19 protein-coding genes and 1 tRNA gene are annotated in these 18,030 nt (G+C 58.1%); 9 read left to right on the top strand and 11 right to left on the bottom strand.

Going from position 1 to position 18,030, the window contains the following annotated elements:
- Positions 1 to 23: 23 nt before the first annotated feature.
- From HYX42_RS07410 to HYX42_RS07395, 4 genes are all read right to left on the bottom strand, one after another.
- Positions 24 to 554, bottom strand: a complete 531-nt coding sequence (locus tag HYX42_RS07410) for a chemotaxis protein CheW (protein WP_293401413.1) — start codon at positions 552 to 554, stop codon at positions 24 to 26.
- 20 nt (positions 555 to 574) lie between these two features.
- Entirely contained in the window at positions 575 to 940 is a 366-nt protein-coding gene (locus HYX42_RS07405; protein ID WP_293401411.1) for a response regulator, read from the bottom strand.
- The gene (locus HYX42_RS07400) at positions 940 to 1,338 is read right to left on the bottom strand and encodes a response regulator (RefSeq protein WP_293401409.1); all 399 of its coding nucleotides are present in this window, start codon (positions 1,336 to 1,338) and stop codon (positions 940 to 942) included. Before HYX42_RS07400 ends, HYX42_RS07405 begins: the two co-directional genes overlap by 1 nt.
- A gap of 70 nt (positions 1,339 to 1,408) precedes the next feature.
- The gene (locus HYX42_RS07395; protein ID WP_293401407.1) at positions 1,409 to 1,582 is read right to left on the bottom strand and encodes a rubredoxin; all 174 of its coding nucleotides are present in this window, start codon (positions 1,580 to 1,582) and stop codon (positions 1,409 to 1,411) included.
- Between the two features lie 82 nt (positions 1,583 to 1,664).
- On the opposite strand from HYX42_RS07395, the gene HYX42_RS07390 reads away from it, so the two are divergent.
- Positions 1,665 to 2,636, top strand: coding sequence for a bifunctional hydroxymethylpyrimidine kinase/phosphomethylpyrimidine kinase (locus HYX42_RS07390; protein ID WP_293401405.1), 972 nt, complete (start codon positions 1,665 to 1,667; stop codon positions 2,634 to 2,636).
- 13 nt (positions 2,637 to 2,649) lie between these two features.
- Positions 2,650 to 3,951 (top strand): glutamate-1-semialdehyde 2,1-aminomutase, encoded by a 1,302-nt coding sequence (gene hemL, locus HYX42_RS07385; RefSeq protein WP_293401403.1) that lies wholly within the window; start codon positions 2,650 to 2,652, stop codon positions 3,949 to 3,951.
- A gap of 34 nt (positions 3,952 to 3,985) precedes the next feature.
- Here hemL and purH read toward each other — a convergent pair whose 3' ends face one another.
- Genes purH through dusB form a run of 3 tightly spaced genes read right to left on the bottom strand, consistent with a single transcriptional unit; the run spans position 3,986 to position 6,906 of the window.
- The gene (gene purH, locus HYX42_RS07380) at positions 3,986 to 5,557 is read right to left on the bottom strand and encodes a bifunctional phosphoribosylaminoimidazolecarboxamide formyltransferase/IMP cyclohydrolase (RefSeq protein WP_293401401.1); all 1,572 of its coding nucleotides are present in this window, start codon (positions 5,555 to 5,557) and stop codon (positions 3,986 to 3,988) included.
- Positions 5,558 to 5,605: 48 nt separating this feature from the next.
- Positions 5,606 to 5,842 (bottom strand): Fis family transcriptional regulator, encoded by a 237-nt coding sequence (locus HYX42_RS07375; RefSeq protein ID WP_293401399.1) that lies wholly within the window; start codon positions 5,840 to 5,842, stop codon positions 5,606 to 5,608.
- On the bottom strand, positions 5,839 to 6,906 hold the full coding sequence (gene dusB / locus HYX42_RS07370) for a tRNA dihydrouridine synthase DusB (RefSeq protein WP_293401397.1): 1,068 nt from the start codon (positions 6,904 to 6,906) through the stop codon (positions 5,839 to 5,841). Before dusB ends, HYX42_RS07375 begins: the two co-directional genes overlap by 4 nt.
- A 148-nt stretch (positions 6,907 to 7,054) precedes the next feature.
- Here dusB and HYX42_RS07365 point away from each other — a divergent pair, with 148 nt between their 5' ends.
- Positions 7,055 to 7,549: a YqaA family protein gene (locus HYX42_RS07365; RefSeq protein WP_293401395.1), complete on the top strand. Its 495-nt coding sequence runs from the start codon at positions 7,055 to 7,057 to the stop codon at positions 7,547 to 7,549.
- Positions 7,550 to 7,551: 2 nt separating this feature from the next.
- Here HYX42_RS07365 and HYX42_RS07360 read toward each other — a convergent pair whose 3' ends face one another.
- Both HYX42_RS07360 and ychF read right to left on the bottom strand, forming a co-directional pair.
- Complete coding sequence (locus HYX42_RS07360; RefSeq protein ID WP_293401393.1) at positions 7,552 to 8,256, bottom strand: rRNA pseudouridine synthase; 705 nt, start codon at positions 8,254 to 8,256, stop codon at positions 7,552 to 7,554.
- 128 nt (positions 8,257 to 8,384) lie between these two features.
- Entirely contained in the window at positions 8,385 to 9,476 is a 1,092-nt protein-coding gene (gene ychF, locus HYX42_RS07355; protein WP_293401391.1) for a redox-regulated ATPase YchF, read from the bottom strand.
- Here ychF and HYX42_RS07350 point away from each other — a divergent pair.
- Complete coding sequence (locus tag HYX42_RS07350) at positions 9,475 to 11,337, top strand: 7TM diverse intracellular signaling domain-containing protein (protein ID WP_293401389.1); 1,863 nt, start codon at positions 9,475 to 9,477, stop codon at positions 11,335 to 11,337. The two genes, ychF and HYX42_RS07350, sit on opposite strands and share 2 nt — an antisense overlap.
- A 35-nt stretch (positions 11,338 to 11,372) precedes the next feature.
- Here the strand turns inward: HYX42_RS07350 and HYX42_RS07345 are convergent, their stop codons facing one another.
- Complete coding sequence (locus tag HYX42_RS07345) at positions 11,373 to 12,266, bottom strand: MOSC N-terminal beta barrel domain-containing protein (RefSeq protein ID WP_293401387.1); 894 nt, start codon at positions 12,264 to 12,266, stop codon at positions 11,373 to 11,375.
- Positions 12,267 to 12,347: 81 nt separating this feature from the next.
- Here HYX42_RS07345 and HYX42_RS07340 point away from each other — a divergent pair, with 81 nt between their 5' ends.
- The 3 genes from HYX42_RS07340 to HYX42_RS07330 all read left to right on the top strand — a co-directional run bounded on the left by HYX42_RS07340 (position 12,348) and on the right by HYX42_RS07330 (position 16,159).
- Entirely contained in the window at positions 12,348 to 13,451 is a 1,104-nt protein-coding gene (locus HYX42_RS07340) for an FAD-dependent monooxygenase (protein ID WP_293401385.1), read from the top strand.
- Positions 13,452 to 13,473: 22 nt separating this feature from the next.
- Complete coding sequence (locus HYX42_RS07335) at positions 13,474 to 14,205, top strand: DsbC family protein (RefSeq protein WP_293401383.1); 732 nt, start codon at positions 13,474 to 13,476, stop codon at positions 14,203 to 14,205.
- 85 nt (positions 14,206 to 14,290) lie between these two features.
- Complete coding sequence (locus tag HYX42_RS07330; protein ID WP_293401381.1) at positions 14,291 to 16,159, top strand: peptidase M61; 1,869 nt, start codon at positions 14,291 to 14,293, stop codon at positions 16,157 to 16,159.
- A gap of 6 nt (positions 16,160 to 16,165) precedes the next feature.
- Here the strand turns inward: HYX42_RS07330 and HYX42_RS07325 are convergent, their stop codons facing one another.
- Complete coding sequence (locus tag HYX42_RS07325; protein WP_293401379.1) at positions 16,166 to 16,984, bottom strand: enoyl-CoA hydratase-related protein; 819 nt, start codon at positions 16,982 to 16,984, stop codon at positions 16,166 to 16,168.
- A gap of 101 nt (positions 16,985 to 17,085) precedes the next feature.
- Between HYX42_RS07325 and HYX42_RS07320 the strand changes: the two genes are divergently transcribed.
- A complete protein-coding gene (locus tag HYX42_RS07320) occupies positions 17,086 to 17,874 on the top strand; it encodes an enoyl-CoA hydratase (protein ID WP_293401377.1) in 789 nt (262 codons plus the stop codon).
- 49 nt (positions 17,875 to 17,923) lie between these two features.
- A tRNA-Met gene (locus HYX42_RS07315) sits at positions 17,924 to 18,000 on the top strand.
- Positions 18,001 to 18,030 lie beyond the last annotated feature (30 nt).

Below are 18,030 nucleotides of genomic sequence, written 5' to 3'. Positions count from 1 at the left end.
CCTTCCGGGGGAAACGTGGTGCGCTAGGCGCCGATAGTCAAAAAGTGTGCTTGCTGGGCAAGAGATTGGAGGTTGATTTCCTGCCAGGATGCGCCATTTTGATCCACATACAAGGGACCAAAAAATTCTGGCGCGTCTGGCGCCCTTTCCCTGAAATCGCTGAAAGCCTGCTGATTACGCAGGCCTGCCAGACGGTCGATCAACAGAGCGCAATTGACTTCAAGTGCCGCATTCAAGGCGATCAGCCGCGATTCCTTGCGCGCAATTTCCGTTTTGGGCGCAGCATTCTGTCCCGTTACATAATTGGCCAGATCGACAACCCCGAACAAGCCTCCCCGCAGGTTGGCTACACCGAGAAACCAGGACTGGGTATAAGGAACAGCCTGAGTCGCGCTCATCGGGAATATCTCGCCAGCCTGCGACATGGGAAAGAGATAATTTCTTCCACCTGCCTCAACTGCCAGCCAGGACGCCGCGACACCCTGCGTTCGCGCGATCTGCAATCTTTCAGCCAACCGGGTCTGGAGCTCTCTGAGTGCCTGTCTATTCGCCATGGTCAGCTATTTGGGGTGGATCAGCCCAGGGCCTTGATTTTTGCCATTAGTTCGCTCGCGTCCACTGGTTTGGTAATGTAGTCGCGGGCACCCTGACGCATACCCCACACACGATCGGTTTCCTGATTTTTGCTGGTGCACATGAAAATGGGAATGTCCGAGTACAGCGGGTCGCGTGTGATGGCGCGCGTTAGCTGAAAGCCATTTTGCCCCGGCATCACCACGTCCATCAGGATTAGCTCGGGTTTTTCCTCCGCCAGACGACGAAAGGCATCTTCAGCGTTCTCGGCGGTCTTCACGGTAAATCCATTCTTGACCAAAAGGTCAGTGAGGAACATCAATTCCGTCTTGGAATCATCAACTATCAATATCTTTTGAACTGCCATTACGCTACTCCTTGTTTGGCGCTGCCCAACTCCTGCACGGTCTGGAGCAGCTGGTCTTTTGTAAAAGGTTTGGTCAGGTAGTCCTGTGAACCCACCATTCGGCCCCTGGCCTTGTCGAATACGCCGTCCTTGGAGGACAGCATGACGATGGGGACATCTGCAAACCTGGCATTGCGCTTGATGATGGCGCACGTCTGATAACCGTCAAGACGCGGCATGAGGATGTCACAAAAAATGAGGTTGGGTTGATAGTCGTTGACCTTGGCCAGTGCATCAAAGCCATCCTCAGCCAAAAGCACTTCGTGCCCGCCCTGCTTCAGAAATATCTCGGCACTGCGACGAATGGTGTTGCTGTCGTCGATAACCAAGACCTTGAGTCCGGAACTTGTAGTGCTCACTGTCTTCGCTCCTCTGTTTGCAACTCTGCCAAAGCCAGGACGGCATGCAGTTGTCGTGCCACCCCGAATGTCAGATCTGCACCATTTCGAAGTCTTCCTTGCGTGCTCCGCATTCCGGACAGGTCCAGTTCATGGGCACCTGCGCCCAAGGGGTCCCGGCCGCAATCCCATGTTCCGGCGCACCGGTCTCCTCGTCGTAAATCCACCCACAAATCAAGCACATCCAGGTCATTGTTTGAGTCACAGCTTAAGTTGCCTTCGAATAGAATGCAACAATTGTATCGAGCCAGCGTTGCTTATTCGCGTACAGGGCAAAATCGCAGCCTATGGCAAACCCCACCCCCCCCTCGGTTGACAGCCGACAGATTCAAGCCGATGGCGCAGATGAGGCCCCTGCCTGCGTCATGACATTCAATGCCAGCGACCCCAGCGGCGCAGGCGGCTTGACTGGAGACATCACGGCGATTTCATCTGCTGGCGGTCACGCCATGGCGGTGGTGACCGGCGCCTATATCCGGGACACCGCTGAAATATTTGATCATTTTTCATTTGATGAAGAAGCGGTGACCGAGCAGGCAAGGACGGTGCTCGAGGATATGGCCGCAAGCGCGATAAAGGTCGGCTTTGTAGGCAGCCCCGAAAATATCAGCGCGATCGCAGAGATCGCTTCCGACTATGCCGATGTCCCCCTTGTTGCCTATATGCCCAACCTGTCATGGTGGGACGAAAACCAGATTGACAGCTATCTGGATGCATTTCGCGAACTCCTGCTGCCGCAAACCACAGTGCTGATCGGGAACCACAGCAGCCTCTGGCGCTGGCTTTTGCCAGACTGGCCGGGAGAGCGCAATCCCTCGGCCAAAGACATTGCCAAGGCAGCATCCGAGCTCGGCGTTCCGTACACGCTGGTTACCGGCATTCCCCTCCCCGACCAGTTCATAGACAACGTGCTCGCGACACCGCAAGCAGTCCTGTACAGTGAAAAATTTGAGCGTTTCGAGGCTGTTTTTGCGGGCGCTGGCGACACACTCTCTGCGGCGCTGGCCGCCCTGCTGGCCAATGGGCACGACCTGCAAACCGCCACCTCAGAGGCTCTGACTTATCTTGATCACAGCCTGGACGCCGGCTTTCACCCGGGGATGGGCCACATCGTGCCGGACCGACTTTTCTGGGCGCAGGCTGATGTCGACGAAGCAGACGAAGGAGACGGTCTTGAAGAAAAACCGCCTGAATCCGGTCTGGACCCCACTTCAAAGTCCTTTTTTGACCTGCCCCCCAACGGAACAACCAAGCATTAGAAAAGGCACGCCAGTGTACGGAACCTCACGCAATGAAATCCTGTTTGACCGCGCAAAGAAACTGATCCCCGGAGGGGTGAACTCACCAGTCCGGGCCTTCAAGGCGGTGGGCGGTACGCCCCGCTTCGTGCAGCGTGCCAATGGGTCACATTTCTGGGATGCAGATGGCAAACGTTATATTGATTACATAGGTTCCTGGGGACCCATGATTCTTGGGCATGGGCATCCTGCAGTTGTTGACGCTGTGCAGAAAGCCATGCTGGACGGTTTTTCCTACGGTGCACCCACTGAACGCGAAGTAGAGCTGGCCGAGGAAATCGTCCGGCTGGTCCCGTCCATTGAAATGCTCAGGCTGGTCAGCTCTGGTACGGAAGCTGCAATGAGCACCATACGGCTGGCGCGCGGTGCAACTGGTCGTAGCAAGATCATCAAATTTGAAGGCTGTTATCACGGGCATGCCGATGCCCTGCTGGTCAAGGCTGGCTCCGGCCTGGCCACCTTTGGCAACCCGACCAGCGCGGGCGTACCACCAGAAGTGGTGCAACACACGCTGGTACTTGAATACAACAACCTGGCGCAACTTGAAGAGGCCTTCGAGCTGCACGGCAGGGAGACCGCCTGCCTGATGATGGAGCCTATCGCCGGCAACATGAATTTTGTCAGAGCCAGTGTTCCTTTCATGAAACGCTGCCGCGAGCTTTGTACGCAGTACGGTGCGCTGCTGGTGTTCGACGAGGTCATGACCGGATTTCGCGTCGCGCTGGGCGGGGCACAGAGCGTCTACGCCAAAAGCCTTCCGGGTTTCAAGCCCGACATGACGGTGCTCGGAAAGGTCATTGGCGGCGGGATGCCACTGGCGGCTTTTGGCGGAACTCGTGCAGTCATGGAGCAACTGGCTCCACTGGGACCCGTCTATCAGGCCGGCACGCTCTCAGGCAATCCGGTTGCGACAGCCTGCGGTCTGGCCACCTTGCGCGAGGTACAGAAACCTGGCTTCTACGACGTATTGGCTGAGCGTACACGCACGCTTGTCTCCGGCCTGACAACGGCGGCCAGCAATGCGGGAGTTCCATTTTCGGGAGACAGCGAAGGCGGAATGTTCGGATTTTTCCTCTTCAACGACCTGCCGCAAAACTACGGAACAGTGATGACGACCGACGGCCCCGCCTTCAACCGCTTTTTTCACGCAATGCTGGACGCGGGCATTTATTACGCGCCGGCCCTGTACGAAGCGGGTTTTGTAAGCGCCTCCCATAGTACCGAAGATATTGCGGCCACTGTTGACGCGGCCGCAAGGTTCTTTTCGGGTCTTTAGTCGACCGATTCGCGCGCAGGCTTGTTCGGGCGATTCAATGCCTGAAATGCCTGACGCCCGACAGCACCATGACGACGCCCCGCTCGTTGGCTGCAGCGATCACCTCGTCATCACGCATTGAGCCACCTGGCTGGATCACGCAGGTAGCGCCTGCGTCGACAACAACGTCCAGCCCGTCACGGAAGGGAAAAAACGCATCGCTCGCGACCGCCGAGCCCTGCAGTTCCAGCCCTGCATTGGCCGCCTTGATCGATGCAATGCGCGCTGAATCGATCCGGCTCATCTGGCCTGCGCCCACACCAAGCGTCATGCCTGCGGAGCAGAAAACAATGGCATTGGATTTCACGTACTTGGCAACCTTCCAGGCAAACAGCAGGTCCTGCAGCTGCGCAGGCGTCGGCTGCAATTTACTCACAACTTTCAGGTCAGCCAGCGCAAGCTCGTGGTTATCGGCGGTCTGCATCAGCAAGCCCGAGCCGACCCGCTTCACATCCATCAAATTGCGGCCCTGTTTCCATGCGGTGTCTCCGCCTGGAGGCAAATCAATCTGGAGGATGCGCACATTGACCTTGGTCTTGAACACTTCCAGCGCCTGCGGTGTGAAGGCTGGCGCCATCAATACTTCGACAAACTGCTTTGAAATCTGCAGGGCGGCAGTTTCATCCAGCGTGCAATTCAGGGCAATGATGCCCCCGAAAGCCGAGGTTGGGTCTGTCTTGAACGCCTTGCTGTAGGCATCAAGAGCATCGGCGCCGATGGCCACACCGCACGGATTCGCGTGTTTGACAATCACACAGGCCGCCTCAGTGAAACTCTTTACGCACTCCCATGCGGCATCTGCATCCGCAATGTTGTTATATGACAGCTCCTTGCCCTGCAACTGCTTTGCAGTGACGAGCGAACCGGGCGCAGGGTGGAGATCACGATATAGTGCCGCCTGCTGATGGGCGTTCTCGCCGTAACGCAGTTCCTGCACCTTGATGAATCGGCCGTTGGCCTGGCCTGGAAACATGCTGTGCGTTCCGTCATCCTGAATGCCGGACAAATAGTCGCTGATGGCTCCGTCATATTGGCTGATACGGTTGAAGGCAGCGACGGACAGCGCAAATTTTGTTTTATCAGCCAGTTTACCGTCCGCTTTCAACTCTTCTAGCACACCCGCATACTGCGACGAGTCGGTCAATACACCTACATCCCTCCAGTTCTTGGCCGCCGACCGGACCATCGCAGGGCCGCCGATGTCAATGTTTTCAATAGCGTCTTCGAGGGAGCAACCTGGTTTGGCCACAGTCGCCTCAAAAGGGTAGAGATTCACAACCAGCAGGTCTATGGTGTCTATCCCGTGCTCCTTGATGGATGCCATGTGGGCGGGCAGATCGCGTCGCGCGAGGAGGCCGCCGTGGACCTTGGGGTGCAGGGTTTTCACACGGCCATCGAGCATTTCGGGGAACCCGGTATGGTCTGCAACCTCGGTGACTGGCAAACCTGCATCACCCAGCAATTTGGCGGTGCCGCCTGTGGACAGAAGCCTGATGCCCAGTGAATGCAGGGCCTGTGCAAATTCAAGGATGCCGGTCTTGTCGGAAACGGAAATCAGGGCGTTCATTTAATTGTTGTCTGGTTATGTTGAAAAAACAGGCGGGTGCTGGTGGGCTTACCTGATCAGTTTGTGATCAAGAAGTTTTTTGCGCAGGGTATTGCGGTTGAGTCCCAGCCACTCGGCAGCGCGCGATTGATTCTGGTCGGCGTGCTGCATCACAACCTCCAGCAACGGCTTTTCAACCACTCGCACCATCATGTCGTACATGCCATCTGGCTCGGTGCCGCGCAAATCCCTGAAGTAGCCTTCAAGACTGCTACGTACGCAGTCTTCGATCTGTTTTTTGCTCATGCAGCGGATTCCTCGATATTTTCATATTGTTTCAGTCCAGGCACCAGTCCGGCACGTTCATTCCCCGCCAGCGGAATCCGGTCCATCTGCCCCCCCAGGCTGTCAAAAAAAGCAGCCACGGCCAATAGTTGGGCATCGGCATCCTCCAGCAGATTCATGGCCGCACGGAAGGCCTCGCCACCGGGCAGGCTCTTGACATACCAGCCGATATGTTTGCGCGCGCTGCGTACGCCCGTAAATGCACCATAAAGCGAATAGTGATCCAGCAAATGATCAACCAGCAAACGCTTCACCTCAACCACCAATGGGGGTGCAAGGTGCGTGCCAGTGGCCATGAAATGCGTCACCTCGCGAAATATCCAGGGACGACCTTGCGCCACGCGGCCCAGCATCACGGCATCGGCCCCGGTGTAAGCCAACACGTCGCGAACTTTTTCAGGGCTGTCGATATCACCATTGGCCACCACCGGAATACGCAGCCAGGTCTTTACCTCGGCAATCGTGTCATATTCAGCAAAGCCCTTGTAGCCCTGCTCCCGGGTACGGCCATGCACAGTCACCATCTGCACGCCCGCACCCTCCGCTGCACGCGCAATCACCACAGCATTTTTATGTTCCTGCGCCCAACCGGTCCGCATTTTGAGTGTGACGGGCACGTTCCGCGGCGAACAGACAGCAACCACTGCTTCGACAATCTGCAATGCCAACGTCTCATCCTGCATCAGCGCCGATCCGGCCCATTTGTTGCAGACCTTCTTGGCCGGGCATCCCATGTTGATATCAACGATCTGTGCGCCTCGATCAATGTTGTAGGCGGCTGCATCTGCCATCATCCGTGCATCGGTGCCCGCTATCTGCACGGCAATCGGTTCCGCCTCTCCTTCGTGGTTGGCACGGCGCGAAGTCTTGAGCGTATCCCACAGGTCACGACGGGATGTCACCATTTCACTAACGGCGTAACCAGCACCAAGCGCCTTGCACAACATCCGGAAAGGCCTGTCCGTCACGCCGGCCATGGGCGCGACAAACACATTGTTTGCCAGGGCGTAAGTGCCGATTTTCATGTGGGTCAGGGAAGGCTTTGCTCAAAAAGAAGGCATGATTGTAGCTGCCTAAAATTTCAGCAATTGAAATCCGAGAGTCAGTTACCCACCTGGTTGCAGGTATCTTCCTGACAGCTCGCGTTGACCACCTGCCTATACTTGAAAACGAATGGAAGCCTGGATACAACACCTGATAGACCTGCTGGCGCTGCCTGAGTACGGCTTGAGCACGGTGTTTGTCGTGTCATTCATATCCGCGACCTTGTTGCCACTGGGCTCTGAACCAGTGGTGTTCGGGCTGGTGAAAATCAATCCCGCGATGTTCTGGCCTGCCGTACTGGTAGCGACAACCGGCAATACGCTGGGCGGCGCGCTCGATTGGTGGATAGGTTATGGAGCGCACAAAGCCGTCGACAAATATCAACACTCATCTCACCATGGGCGGGCGGTGCGATGGCTTGAAAAGCTGGGCCCCAAGGCTTGCCTGCTCGCCTGGTTGCCCGTGGTGGGTGACCCGCTGTGCGCAGTCGCCGGCTGGCTAAGGTTTTCCTTCTGGCCTTGCCTGGCTTATATGGCGATCGGCAAATTCCTTCGTTATTTCCTGATGACCGGCAGCCTCATCTGGGCCTTTCCGGGCACGGCAGGCAGGTTGTTCGGGGCCTGAGCTTAAAAACGCTCTTGAGGCAACAGATAACGCCAGTGCCCGATCGCCAGGCTGCTCATGGGCACGCGGCCTACCCGTATACGTTTCATGGCTTCAACGCGCAATCCAACGCTTTCGCAGAAATATGCAATCTGACCTGGACGCTCACCCTTGAGCGCAAAGCGCAGACGGGTTTCGTTTTGCCAGCTGACTTTTGCCGGCGGAAGCAATACGCCATTGAAAGTGAAGCCGTGATCGACCCGGTTCAGCCGTTCAAGCCCACCGGGTTTCATGTCACCACTGACATCGACAATCACCTCATGCTCCATTACTGCAGCGTCTTCACGCAGCTTGCGCGCAACACGCCAGTCGTCCGTGAAAACCACCAGTCCGCTGGCGGGGATGGCCAGCGGGCTTACCAGTTCGGCGGCACTGAAGTGTTTTTTGAGTTGCTTGATGCCTGAGCGGTCTTCAGGCGAGTGCGTGGCCAGTGACAAATCCGCCTCGTGACCTGCCGGCTTGTGCAACAGAATGGTCACCGATGCCGGTGCCAGAAGACTGGCATCCTTTGCCACTTCGATCAATTGCGCTGCAACGCGAAACTGCGGCTCTTCCACAACCACGCCATCAACCGTAACCCAGCCGCCCTCAATGTATTGCTCGGCCTCGCGACGAGAGCACCGGAGCATTTCCGCAAGTCGTTTGGCGAGGCGCACCGGCTCTGTCATGGCGTCTGTGTTGCCCGATTGCGCCAAGCCCAAGCCGCCGCGGAACCGGCTTTGCCGGGCCGCCAGCGGCGTCCCCTGCAAGGGCAGAATGGGCTACACACGGTGAGCACAGGCAGGGGTGTACATGGCTAGCTGCTAAACAGGAAGTTCATGACGTCACCATCCTTGACGACGTATTCCTTGCCTTCGCTACGCATCTTGCCGGCATCCTTGGCACCCTGCTCGCCCCTGAAAGAGATGTAGTCGTCAAAGGCAATCGTCTGGGCCCGGATGTAGCCCTTCTCGAAATCCGTATGGATCACGCCAGCGGCCTGAGGCCCCGTATCACCGACATGAATGGTCCATGCCCTGACCTCTTTCACGCCAGCGGTGAAATAGGTTTGCAGGCCAAGCAGCTTGTAGGCCGCCATGATGAGGCGATTGAGTCCGGGCTCTTCCTGACCGATCTCCGCGAGAAACATTTTTTTGTCCTCTTCGTCCATATCCGCCATCTCGGCTTCCATCTTGGCGCAAATGGCAACCACAGGCGCATGCTGCGCAGCAGCGTAAGCCTTGAGGCGATCAAGGAAAGGATTGTTCTCGAACCCATCTTCGGCAACATTGGCCACGAACATGGCAGGCTTTGCCGTAATGAGGAAGAACTGGTTCACGAGCGGGCGCTCTTCCTTGCTGAAATCGATGGTTCGAACCGGCTTCGTATCGTTGAGGGCAGCCTGGCACTTCTCAAGTATGGCGACCAGCTTGACAGACTCCTTGTCGCCCGAGCGGGCAGTCTTCGTGACGCGATGCAAAGCCTTCTCGACAGCCGCGAGGTCAGCCAGACACAACTCGGTCTGGATTACTTCAATGTCGGAGATGGGGTCCACCTTGCCGGCCACATGAATCACGTTGTCATCTTCAAAGCAGCGGACCACATTGACGGTGGCGTCGGTCTCCCGGATATGGGCAAGAAATTTGTTGCCCAGACCTTCGCCCGTGCTGGCACCCGCAACCAGCCCTGCGATATCAACAAATTCAACTATGGCGGGAACGATACGTTCGGGCTTGACGATTTCCGCCAATTGCGCCAATCTCGCATCGGGCAATTCCACCACGCCCACGTTCGGCTCGATAGTACAAAAAGGATAATTTTCGGCAGCAATCCCGGCCTTGGTCAACGCATTGAACAGGGTGGATTTACCGACGTTAGGCAAGCCTACAATGCCGCACTTCAAACTCATGACAAACCTTCAAAAACAGGTTGCAAAGTGTATTCGATACGACTTCCGGCCCGTATTCCTGCGCGAGGCAAGGTCATTGCACGGCCGATTTACTTCGTTTCTGGCAGCCTGTCTGCCCCTGCTGTTCTGCGTCGCGACCCATGCACAACCTGTCACCACGCTGACCGACCAGACACCCATGATAGACGTCAGCGGCGCCAGCAATTCATGGATAGATGTCGAAGGCAAAGCTGGCACTGACCTGATTGCAGCAGCCTCGCGCAAAGCCCTGTTCACTCCATCCAGAGCTGGCCAGGTCTATGCCCTGGGAAGGGAAGGCGTGCTCTGGCAGCACTACCGCTTTTCCAAGGCCGAGACATCGCAGCAGGAGTGGGTGCTGGCATTTCCACAACCTTTGCTGGACAGGGTCACGGTCTACCAGAGCACTGCTGCAGGAAACTGGAACAGCCTCACTGCCGGCGATACCTTAGCCGTAGCCACCTGGCCAGTGCCAGGTCGCTATGCCCAGTTCCAGTTGCGCTTGCCTGACTCCGGCGTACACGATGTCTATGTACGCATCCAGAACGTCACAAGCATGAGCGTGCCGGTCAGTGCAAGTACCCAAATCAGCCAAAGCCAGCGCCTGCAATTCGAATACCTGGTGGCCGGGCTGGTGTCCGGGGCCCTGCTTCTGCTTGTCGTGGCCTGCATCGTGCAAAGCCGCATTTACCGGGACCGCGCTTATGGCTGGTATGCACTCTACGCATCCATATTGACACTGGTCATGGCGGCCTGGACCGGCGTTGCAGGACATTTGCTCTGGCCCAACGCCGATGGCTGGAATGACCTTGCACCGGGCGTCCTGGGCATACTTGCCGGTGGTGCGGCCCTGCTGGTCATACACCATCTCTGTGGGCTTGGCTTGCGGCACCGCTGGTTTGAGCATGCCGGCCACCTCGCAGGCGTTGCGTCGCTCCCGCTCGCGCTGGCCTACGCCGTGCTGGAACGCCATATTGGCGTTCCCATGGTTGCAAGCTATTTAAGCCTGGTCGTGGTGATTGGACTGGCCCGAGCCTGGACGACCTGGAAACGCAATGACGTGATAGGGCTGTGGACACTCGCAGCCTTTACGCCCATGGCAGTCGCTACGCTGCTACTGCTCGTCAATGTCGTCGGCTTCATGCCGACGACCTGGCTGTCACGCTATGGCTTGATGATCGGGTTGATTTTCGAAATGCCGCTTCTTCTGATTGCCCTCAACATGCGGTCGAGGGAACGGCACAGCGTAGAGGCACGGGCACAGGCCCTTGTCAGCCAGGATGCACTCACGGGCCTGCTGACCCCCCACATTTTCCAGGACCGCTTCAAGCAGATTGTGGCGCGGGCAAGACGGCACCGCGAAGACGCAGCGGTGGTTTACATCGAGCTTGTGAACTACAAGTACATCAAGAAGACCTGGGGTACGGCAGTGGCAGAACAGAGTCTTCTGCGCAGCGTCATCAAACTTCGCCGTATCCTGCGCGATGTAGACACCGTAGGGCGCGTGGACGAGGCAAGGTTCGGCCTGGTTCTCGAAGGTGTTTCAACCCGTGGCCCAGTGACCGAACTGGCAGCCCGGCTGATTGCAGCAGGACTGATGCCGCTCAAGGGCCTCAAGCCTGAAATCGTGCTGCAATTTCATATAGCTGCCGTCTTGCTCAATGAGCGTCAGGGCAGCGACACCGAGATTGGCCAGGCGCTGGCGGACCTTGTTCAGCAAATGGGCCCACGAAGCCGGCGGCCGATTCGTTTTCTCGAACCCGAAATGACCAAACCGATGCCGCTCATGTCCGGCGAAGAAACCCCGGATGACGCTGCCCTGATGGAGCCATCCAGAGCCTGAGGAGGGGCTGGCCACCATAGCCCCCTTTTCATGCCCTAGTCAAAGCGGTAACTGGCGCCAACAGCCTGCCCCACCTTGAGAACATGCTCCAGACCCTCGAGAATGATGGCGTTCATGCCGAAGGTGACGGCACCGTCCACGCGGGCATCCTGCCTGTAGGCCTGCAGCGTGTCCCCGACTTCCGTGCCCGGGACAGCTGTCACCGGGTCAATGTTCGGTATCGGGCAACGCGGGCAGGGCTTGACTGGCCGGAGCCGCACCAGGCCCTGGTCTGTCGGAATGCCCAGCATGTCTAACCTGTCCTCATCGTGCGGTGACAAATCCTGTCCGGAATGGCCCAGGACCAGATTGGGGCGAAAACGTTCCATGGTCACTGCCGACGCTCCGGACTTAACCAGTTTTTCATTCAAGAAGTCCAGTGATGCCTGGCTAATGACCAATACCGGAAATCCATCGCTGAACTGGTTCAAGGCCTCAACCCCACCGGTCCAGTGGCGGCTACTGACCCGTTTGTGATCAGGGTCAAACCGCACGAGACGAGCAGTGACACCGAGGAAATCCGTGAACCACTGGGCGGCGATTGCCCCCATGTCGTAGGCCTTGACTTCCTCGTCCCAGATCCTGGCGTGCATCGGTTCTTCCACCTCGTTGAGGTTGACATGCAGGGCCAACATGCCGGGTGCGCGCAGCACCATCTCGTAGTTTTTCAGTTGCGGCCTGATGAGTGCCATACGCGGCAGCTGACGTTGCGTCAGGAATTCCCCCTGCCCATCCACCACCATCCAGGCCCGGTCAAACTCCAGGCCGGTTTCCGTGAGGATGGCCTCCTGCACCTCAATGCCAGCACATGATTTGACCGGATAGATGAACAGCTGCGAGATGACTGCATTCGCATCGGCGTCGAAATTTTCTTTTGATACATCGCTCACGAAAACGTCCTTTTAAGAAAACGGCAGTTGGCCAGGAAAAACTCCGCCACGCGATTTTGCGCCAGCCTCCTAGAATGAGGAATGTCCCAGCACTTTGATGTCTGTATCCGCGGCGGCGGCGTGGTCGGCCACACGCTGGCCCTGCTGCTTGCCCGCGAACGCCTGCGGGTCGTCCTCACGATCAAACCTGCCGTCCCGGTAGCCAGAAGCGAAGACGTTCGGGCGTATGCCCTGAACAATGCCTCCCGGGAACTGCTTGAAAGCCTCAGGGCGTGGCCTGAAGGGCTCAGCACAACTCCCGTTTCAAAAATGGAAATCTGGGGCGACGACGGCAGCGAAATTGATTTCACGGCCAGCGAAAACCCCCTCGATGCGCTCGCCTGGATAGTGGATGTTCCGGCACTTGAGCACCAGTTGGCGCAGGCAGTACGTTTCCAGCCGCAGATTGAATTACTTGCGGAGCCTGTCAAAGCCGCTCTGCAGGTCATTTGCGAAGGTCAAAAGAGCAGCAGCCGCAGCGAGTTCGGTGCCACCTGGACCGTCAAGCCCTACCCCCAAAAAGCGGTTGCTGCACGCCTCACATCAAGCCAGCCGCATCAGGGCATCGCACGCCAGTGGTTCAAAAACGGTGAGATTCTGGCGCTTTTGCCAATATCCGGCGCCGCCGGGAACTCTCTGGCGCTGGTGTGGTCTGTCTCTGCGGAGCGTGCAGATGCCTTGCAAAAACTCGGGGCCGAAGCGTTCTGCGCGGCCTTGCAGGCCGATTGCGGCGGCAAGCCCGGCCAGCTGACCTTGGCCAGCGAACGCAGCAGCTGGCCTTTGGCTCTCTCAAAGGCAGACCGCTGGGTGGGACCTGGCTGGGCCCTGGCAGGTGACGCAGCGCATACTGTGCATCCGCTGGCAGGCCAGGGCCTGAATCTCGGTCTGGCAGATGCGGCAGAACTGGCTGGCGTGATTGGCCAACGGGAATACTGGCGCGGATTGGGCGACGAAAAGCTTCTCAGGCGTTATGAACGTGCCCGCAAGGCGGACGTAGCAGCCATGGGTACGGTGACGGATGGCCTGCATGGCCTGTTTGCCCAGACAGACGTACGCTGGCAGGCACTGCGGCACTGGGGATTGAAGAATTTTGCGCGCAGCGGCCCACTCAAATCATGGGTGGTCCGGCAAGCAACAGGTTTATAAGTTTCGAGAATCAGGATTGAGCATGACATTTTCAAAAACCGCCTGGGCCCTGGGTCTGCTGATCACCGGTGTTGCCTCCATTGGCTGGGCTGCGCCGCCCTTGCCACAGGAAGCAACCATACGGAAGAATCTGGCGGAAAGGCTGCCCGCGTTCTCAAAAATCGACGAGGTCAGCAGGACACCCATGAACGGCCTGTTCGAAGTGCGCGTGAACGACAGTGATATTTTTTACACCGATGGCGAAGGCAACTTCCTTGTGCAGGGCAACCTCATCGACACAAAAGCCAAACGCAATCTGACGGAAGAACGTGTCGAGAAACTCAATGCCATTGAATTCAGCGCGATTCCGGTCAAGGACTCTTTCACGATCGTACGGGGTAACGGCAAACGAAAGCTGGTCGTGTTTGAAGACCCGAATTGTGGCTACTGCAAGCGGTTTGAGCGTGACCTGCAGAAAGTGACGGATGTGACCATCCACATGTTTCTCTACCCCATACTGGGTACAGACTCCACCGACAAGGCAAAAAACATCTGGTGCGCCAAAGACAAGGGCAAGGTCTGGCAGGACCTTATGGTGCGCGACCAGCCTGTACCCAAAGCCAGCTGTGATACCACGGCTCTTGAACGCAATATCGAGTTTGGCCGCAAATACAAGATCACAGGCACGCCCACCCTCTTTTTTGCGGATGGTTCGCGCGTGCCCGGTGCCATCAGCTCACAGCAGGTCGAGAAGTTCCTGGCGGATGCAAAGTAAAAAACCTTAAGGTTCTGGTTCGCCAGCAGGGCTGAAAAGCCCCGTGACAACCATGCCGCGGCGGCAGTGCGGTATTCTTTTACCCATGCCCCGCACCGTCCCCACACAATCATTGCCCGCCGCCCGCGTTGCCGCAAGCGCCCCCGTCCACTACCGCATTGAGATCGCCGACCCCAATGCCCACCTCTTCAGCATCACGCTGACGGTTGCAAAGCCTGCCGCGGAACAGCGGGTTTCGCTGCCTGTGTGGATTCCTGGCAGTTACCTCATTCGCGAGTTCTCCAAAAACCTGGGCGGGCTTGAAGCGAGGCAGGCCGGACGCGCAATTGCCGCAAAACAGCTGGACAAAAACACCTGGCAAATCAACTGTACGACAAAGCAGCCGCTGGTATTGCGCTACCAGGTCTATGCGTATGACAACTCGGTCCGCACAGCCTGGCTGGACAGGACCCGAGGGTTCTTCAACGGCACCAGCCTCTGCCTCAAGGTAGAGGAGCAGGAACACACGGCGCATGTACTCGAATTGCCTCAACCTGCAGGTCGCGACGCGGTTGAAGGCTGGTCGGTGGCCACAGGCCTCGCCGCAAAAAAAATCAACAGGCAGGGCTTTGGCAGCTACGTGGCGGCCGATTACGATGAACTCGTTGATTGCCCGGTCGAGATGGGCAATTTCTGGAGCGGCAGCTTCAAGGCCTGCGGCGTGCCACATCGTTTTGTCGTGGCAGGCGCACTGCCGGCTTTTGACGGTGAGCGCCTGCTTGAAGACGCCAAAAAAATCTGCGAAGCGCAGATCCGGTTCTGGCACGGCAGCAAGAAGCCCCCATTCAAAAGTTATCTCTTCATGCTCAATGCAGTGGACGATGGATATGGGGGCCTGGAGCACCGCAACTCAACGGCGCTGATCTGCAAACGACAGGATTTGCCGCGCCTGCCGGCACCTGACGAAACAAAATCCGGCAAGGTGTCGGAGGGCTACACCATTCTGCGTGGACTCCTCAGCCATGAATATTTCCACACCTGGAACGTGAAACGGCTGCGCCCGGCAGAATTTGCGCGTTACGACTATGACCGTGAAAACTACAGCGAGTTGCTTTGGTTTTTTGAGGGCTTCACGAGTTACTACGACGACCTGTTCCTGCGCCGGACAGGTTTGCTCGACAACGCTGGCTACCTGCGCCTGCTGAACAAGACCATCAACCAGGTCATGCAGACGCCAGGCCGCCTGCTGCAATCGGTGGCTGAGGCAAGTTTTGATGCGTGGGTGAAGTATTACCGGCAGGACGAGAACACCCCGAACGCCACGGTCAGTTATTACACCAAGGGCTCACTGTTAGCCCTGTGTTTCGACCTGACCCTGCGCCTCGAAGGCAAAACGCCGGCATCGTCGCTTGACGAGGTGATGCGCACGCTCTGGCAAAGCTGCAAGGCCGGACCCATGCGTGAAGAAGATTTTTCAGGGGCGTTGCAGGCAATTGGCCGGCGTTCATTTGCAGCAGAGCTGGCTGCCTGGGTGCATGGCAAGGGTGAACTGCCCTTGAAAGAGCTTTTGCAGGCACACGGGGTGTCGGTGTTTGAAGATCCCGCGCAACTTGCGCATCGCCTGGGAGTGCGTGTAAGTGAAAGCAATGGCCTGCAGGTCAAGGCAGTGCTGCGCGGCGGCATCGCGGAGAAGGCCGGTTTTGCTGCCGGTGATGAATGGCTGGGCGTAGAAACTGCAACAAAAATAAAGGCTGGCAATCCCACCACGGGTTGGCGCATTAACCGACTTGATGACCTGCCGCTTTACGCAGGCGGCGCCAAAAAAGTTATTGCACTGGTATCGCGCGACAAGCGTTTGCTGCGGCTTGAACTGGCCATGCCGCCGTCGCTCACGACCTGGCGGCTGGCGGTGCAGGATGCGACAAAAGTCGACCGCTGGCTGGGCGCTGAGCCAGCCCATGCCGCATCAACGTGAATCTGTTTACTCGCCTTGAAAAGCAGCAGGCCGCTTTTCAAGAAAGGCCGTCACACCCTCGATGTAGTCATGGGTCCGGCCCATCTCTGTCTGAAGATTGCGCTCGGCATCAAGCTGCTGATGCAGGGTTCGTGTCGTTCCCTCCCGCAGCAGATGCCGGGTAGCGACCAGCGCCTGTGTGGGCATGACAGCCAGGCGCTGGGCCATGGCCAGTGCGGCGGCTACTGCGTCATCCGCCACTTCCCAGATCATTCCCCATTCCTTCGCCTGCGCAGCAGACAGCTTGTCGCCGGTCATGGCAAGCATCGTTGCCCGCGCCAGTCCCAGCTTCTGGACCAGCAGCCAGCTGCCGCCCGCATCAGGCACCAGGCCGATTTTGCTGAAGGCCTGCACAAAACTGGCGTTGGGCGCGGCAAAGGCGATATCGCATGTCAGCGCCAGCGACGACCCCGCACCCGCCGCCACACCGTTGACGGCTGCAATGGTCGGCATCCGCAGGCTGGTGAGCCGGCGCGCGGTTGGGTTAAAGGCCTGCTCGATGACAGGCCCCGGATCGGCGCGCTCCACCAGGTTGGGGCCGGGCGCCAGGTCAAATTCGGACAGATCGGCACCGGCGCAAAAGCCGCGCCCGGCTCCGGTGATGACGAGCGCGCGTATGGTCCTGTCGGCCTCGGCACGGTCCAGTGCGGCACCCAGATCGCGGTGCATCTGGCGCGTGAAGCTGTTCAACGCCTGGGGGCGGTTCAGCGTCACCAGTGCGACGGCACCCTGAGTTGAATAAAGGACGGTTGTTTCGGCGCCGGCCGCAGGCCCGGGGTTTGTCATGGGATGTCTCCTTGGAAGTTTGCGCGTATCAGCATGCTCATTGTGCCTTTATGACGGTGCGGGCCATGGCATGATGGCATCCTGCAAAAAAGGAGACCTCCGTGACTTACGAAACGATTTTGACCTCGACCCAGGGCCCCAATACACGCAAGGTGGGCATCGTCACCCTGAACCGCCCCAAGCAGCTCAATGCGCTCAACGACCAGCTCATGGATGAACTGGCCAGCGCCCTGAAAGCCTTTGATGCCGACGACACGGTAGGCTGCATCATCCTCACGGGCAGTGAAAAAGCCTTCGCCGCCGGCGCCGACATCGGCGCGATGGCGCAGTATGGCTTTGCCGACGCCTACGGCAAGGACTTCATTACCCGCAACTGGGAACAGATTCGCGGCATACGCAAGCCCGTGGTTGCAGCAGTCAGCGGCTTTGCGCTCGGCGGCGGCTGCGAGCTGGCCATGATGTGCGACTTCATCATTGCGGCAGACAATGCAAAATTCGGCCAGCCCGAGATCAAGCTCGGCATCATCCCGGGCGCAGGTGGTACGCAGCGGCTGCCACGCGCAGTCGGCAAAGCCAAGGCCATGGACCTGGCGCTGACAGGTCGCATGATGGACGCCACGGAAGCCGAGCGCTCCGGCCTCGTCAGCCGCGTCGTGCCGCTGGACAAGCTGATGGAAGAAGCGCTGGGCGCGGCCCTGATGATTTGCGGCTACGGCCAGTTGGCTGTGATGGCGGCCAAGGAGTCGGTGAACCGCGCCTTCGAAAGCTCGCTGAGCGACGGTGTGATGTTCGAACGGCGCATGTTCCATTCGATGTTTGCCACGCACGATCAGAAGGAAGGCATGGACGCCTTCGTCAACAAGCGCAAGCCGGCCTTTACGCATTCCTGAAACCCGGCCCCGGCGCCGGTCTTTCAAGCCGCTATAATGTCGGCCTGACGGTGATATAGCTCAGTTGGTTAGAGCGCAGCATTCATAATGCTGATGTCGGTGGTTCAAATCCACCTATCACCACCAAAATTCAAAAGCCTCAGGCCTCAACACCCT

Source organism: Polaromonas sp., from assembly GCF_016185115.1.
Taxonomy (GTDB): Bacteria; Pseudomonadota; Gammaproteobacteria; order Burkholderiales; family Burkholderiaceae_C; genus Polaromonas.
The sequence above is the reverse complement of the archived record's forward strand: the minus strand, read 5'-3'. Positions and strand labels throughout refer to the sequence as shown.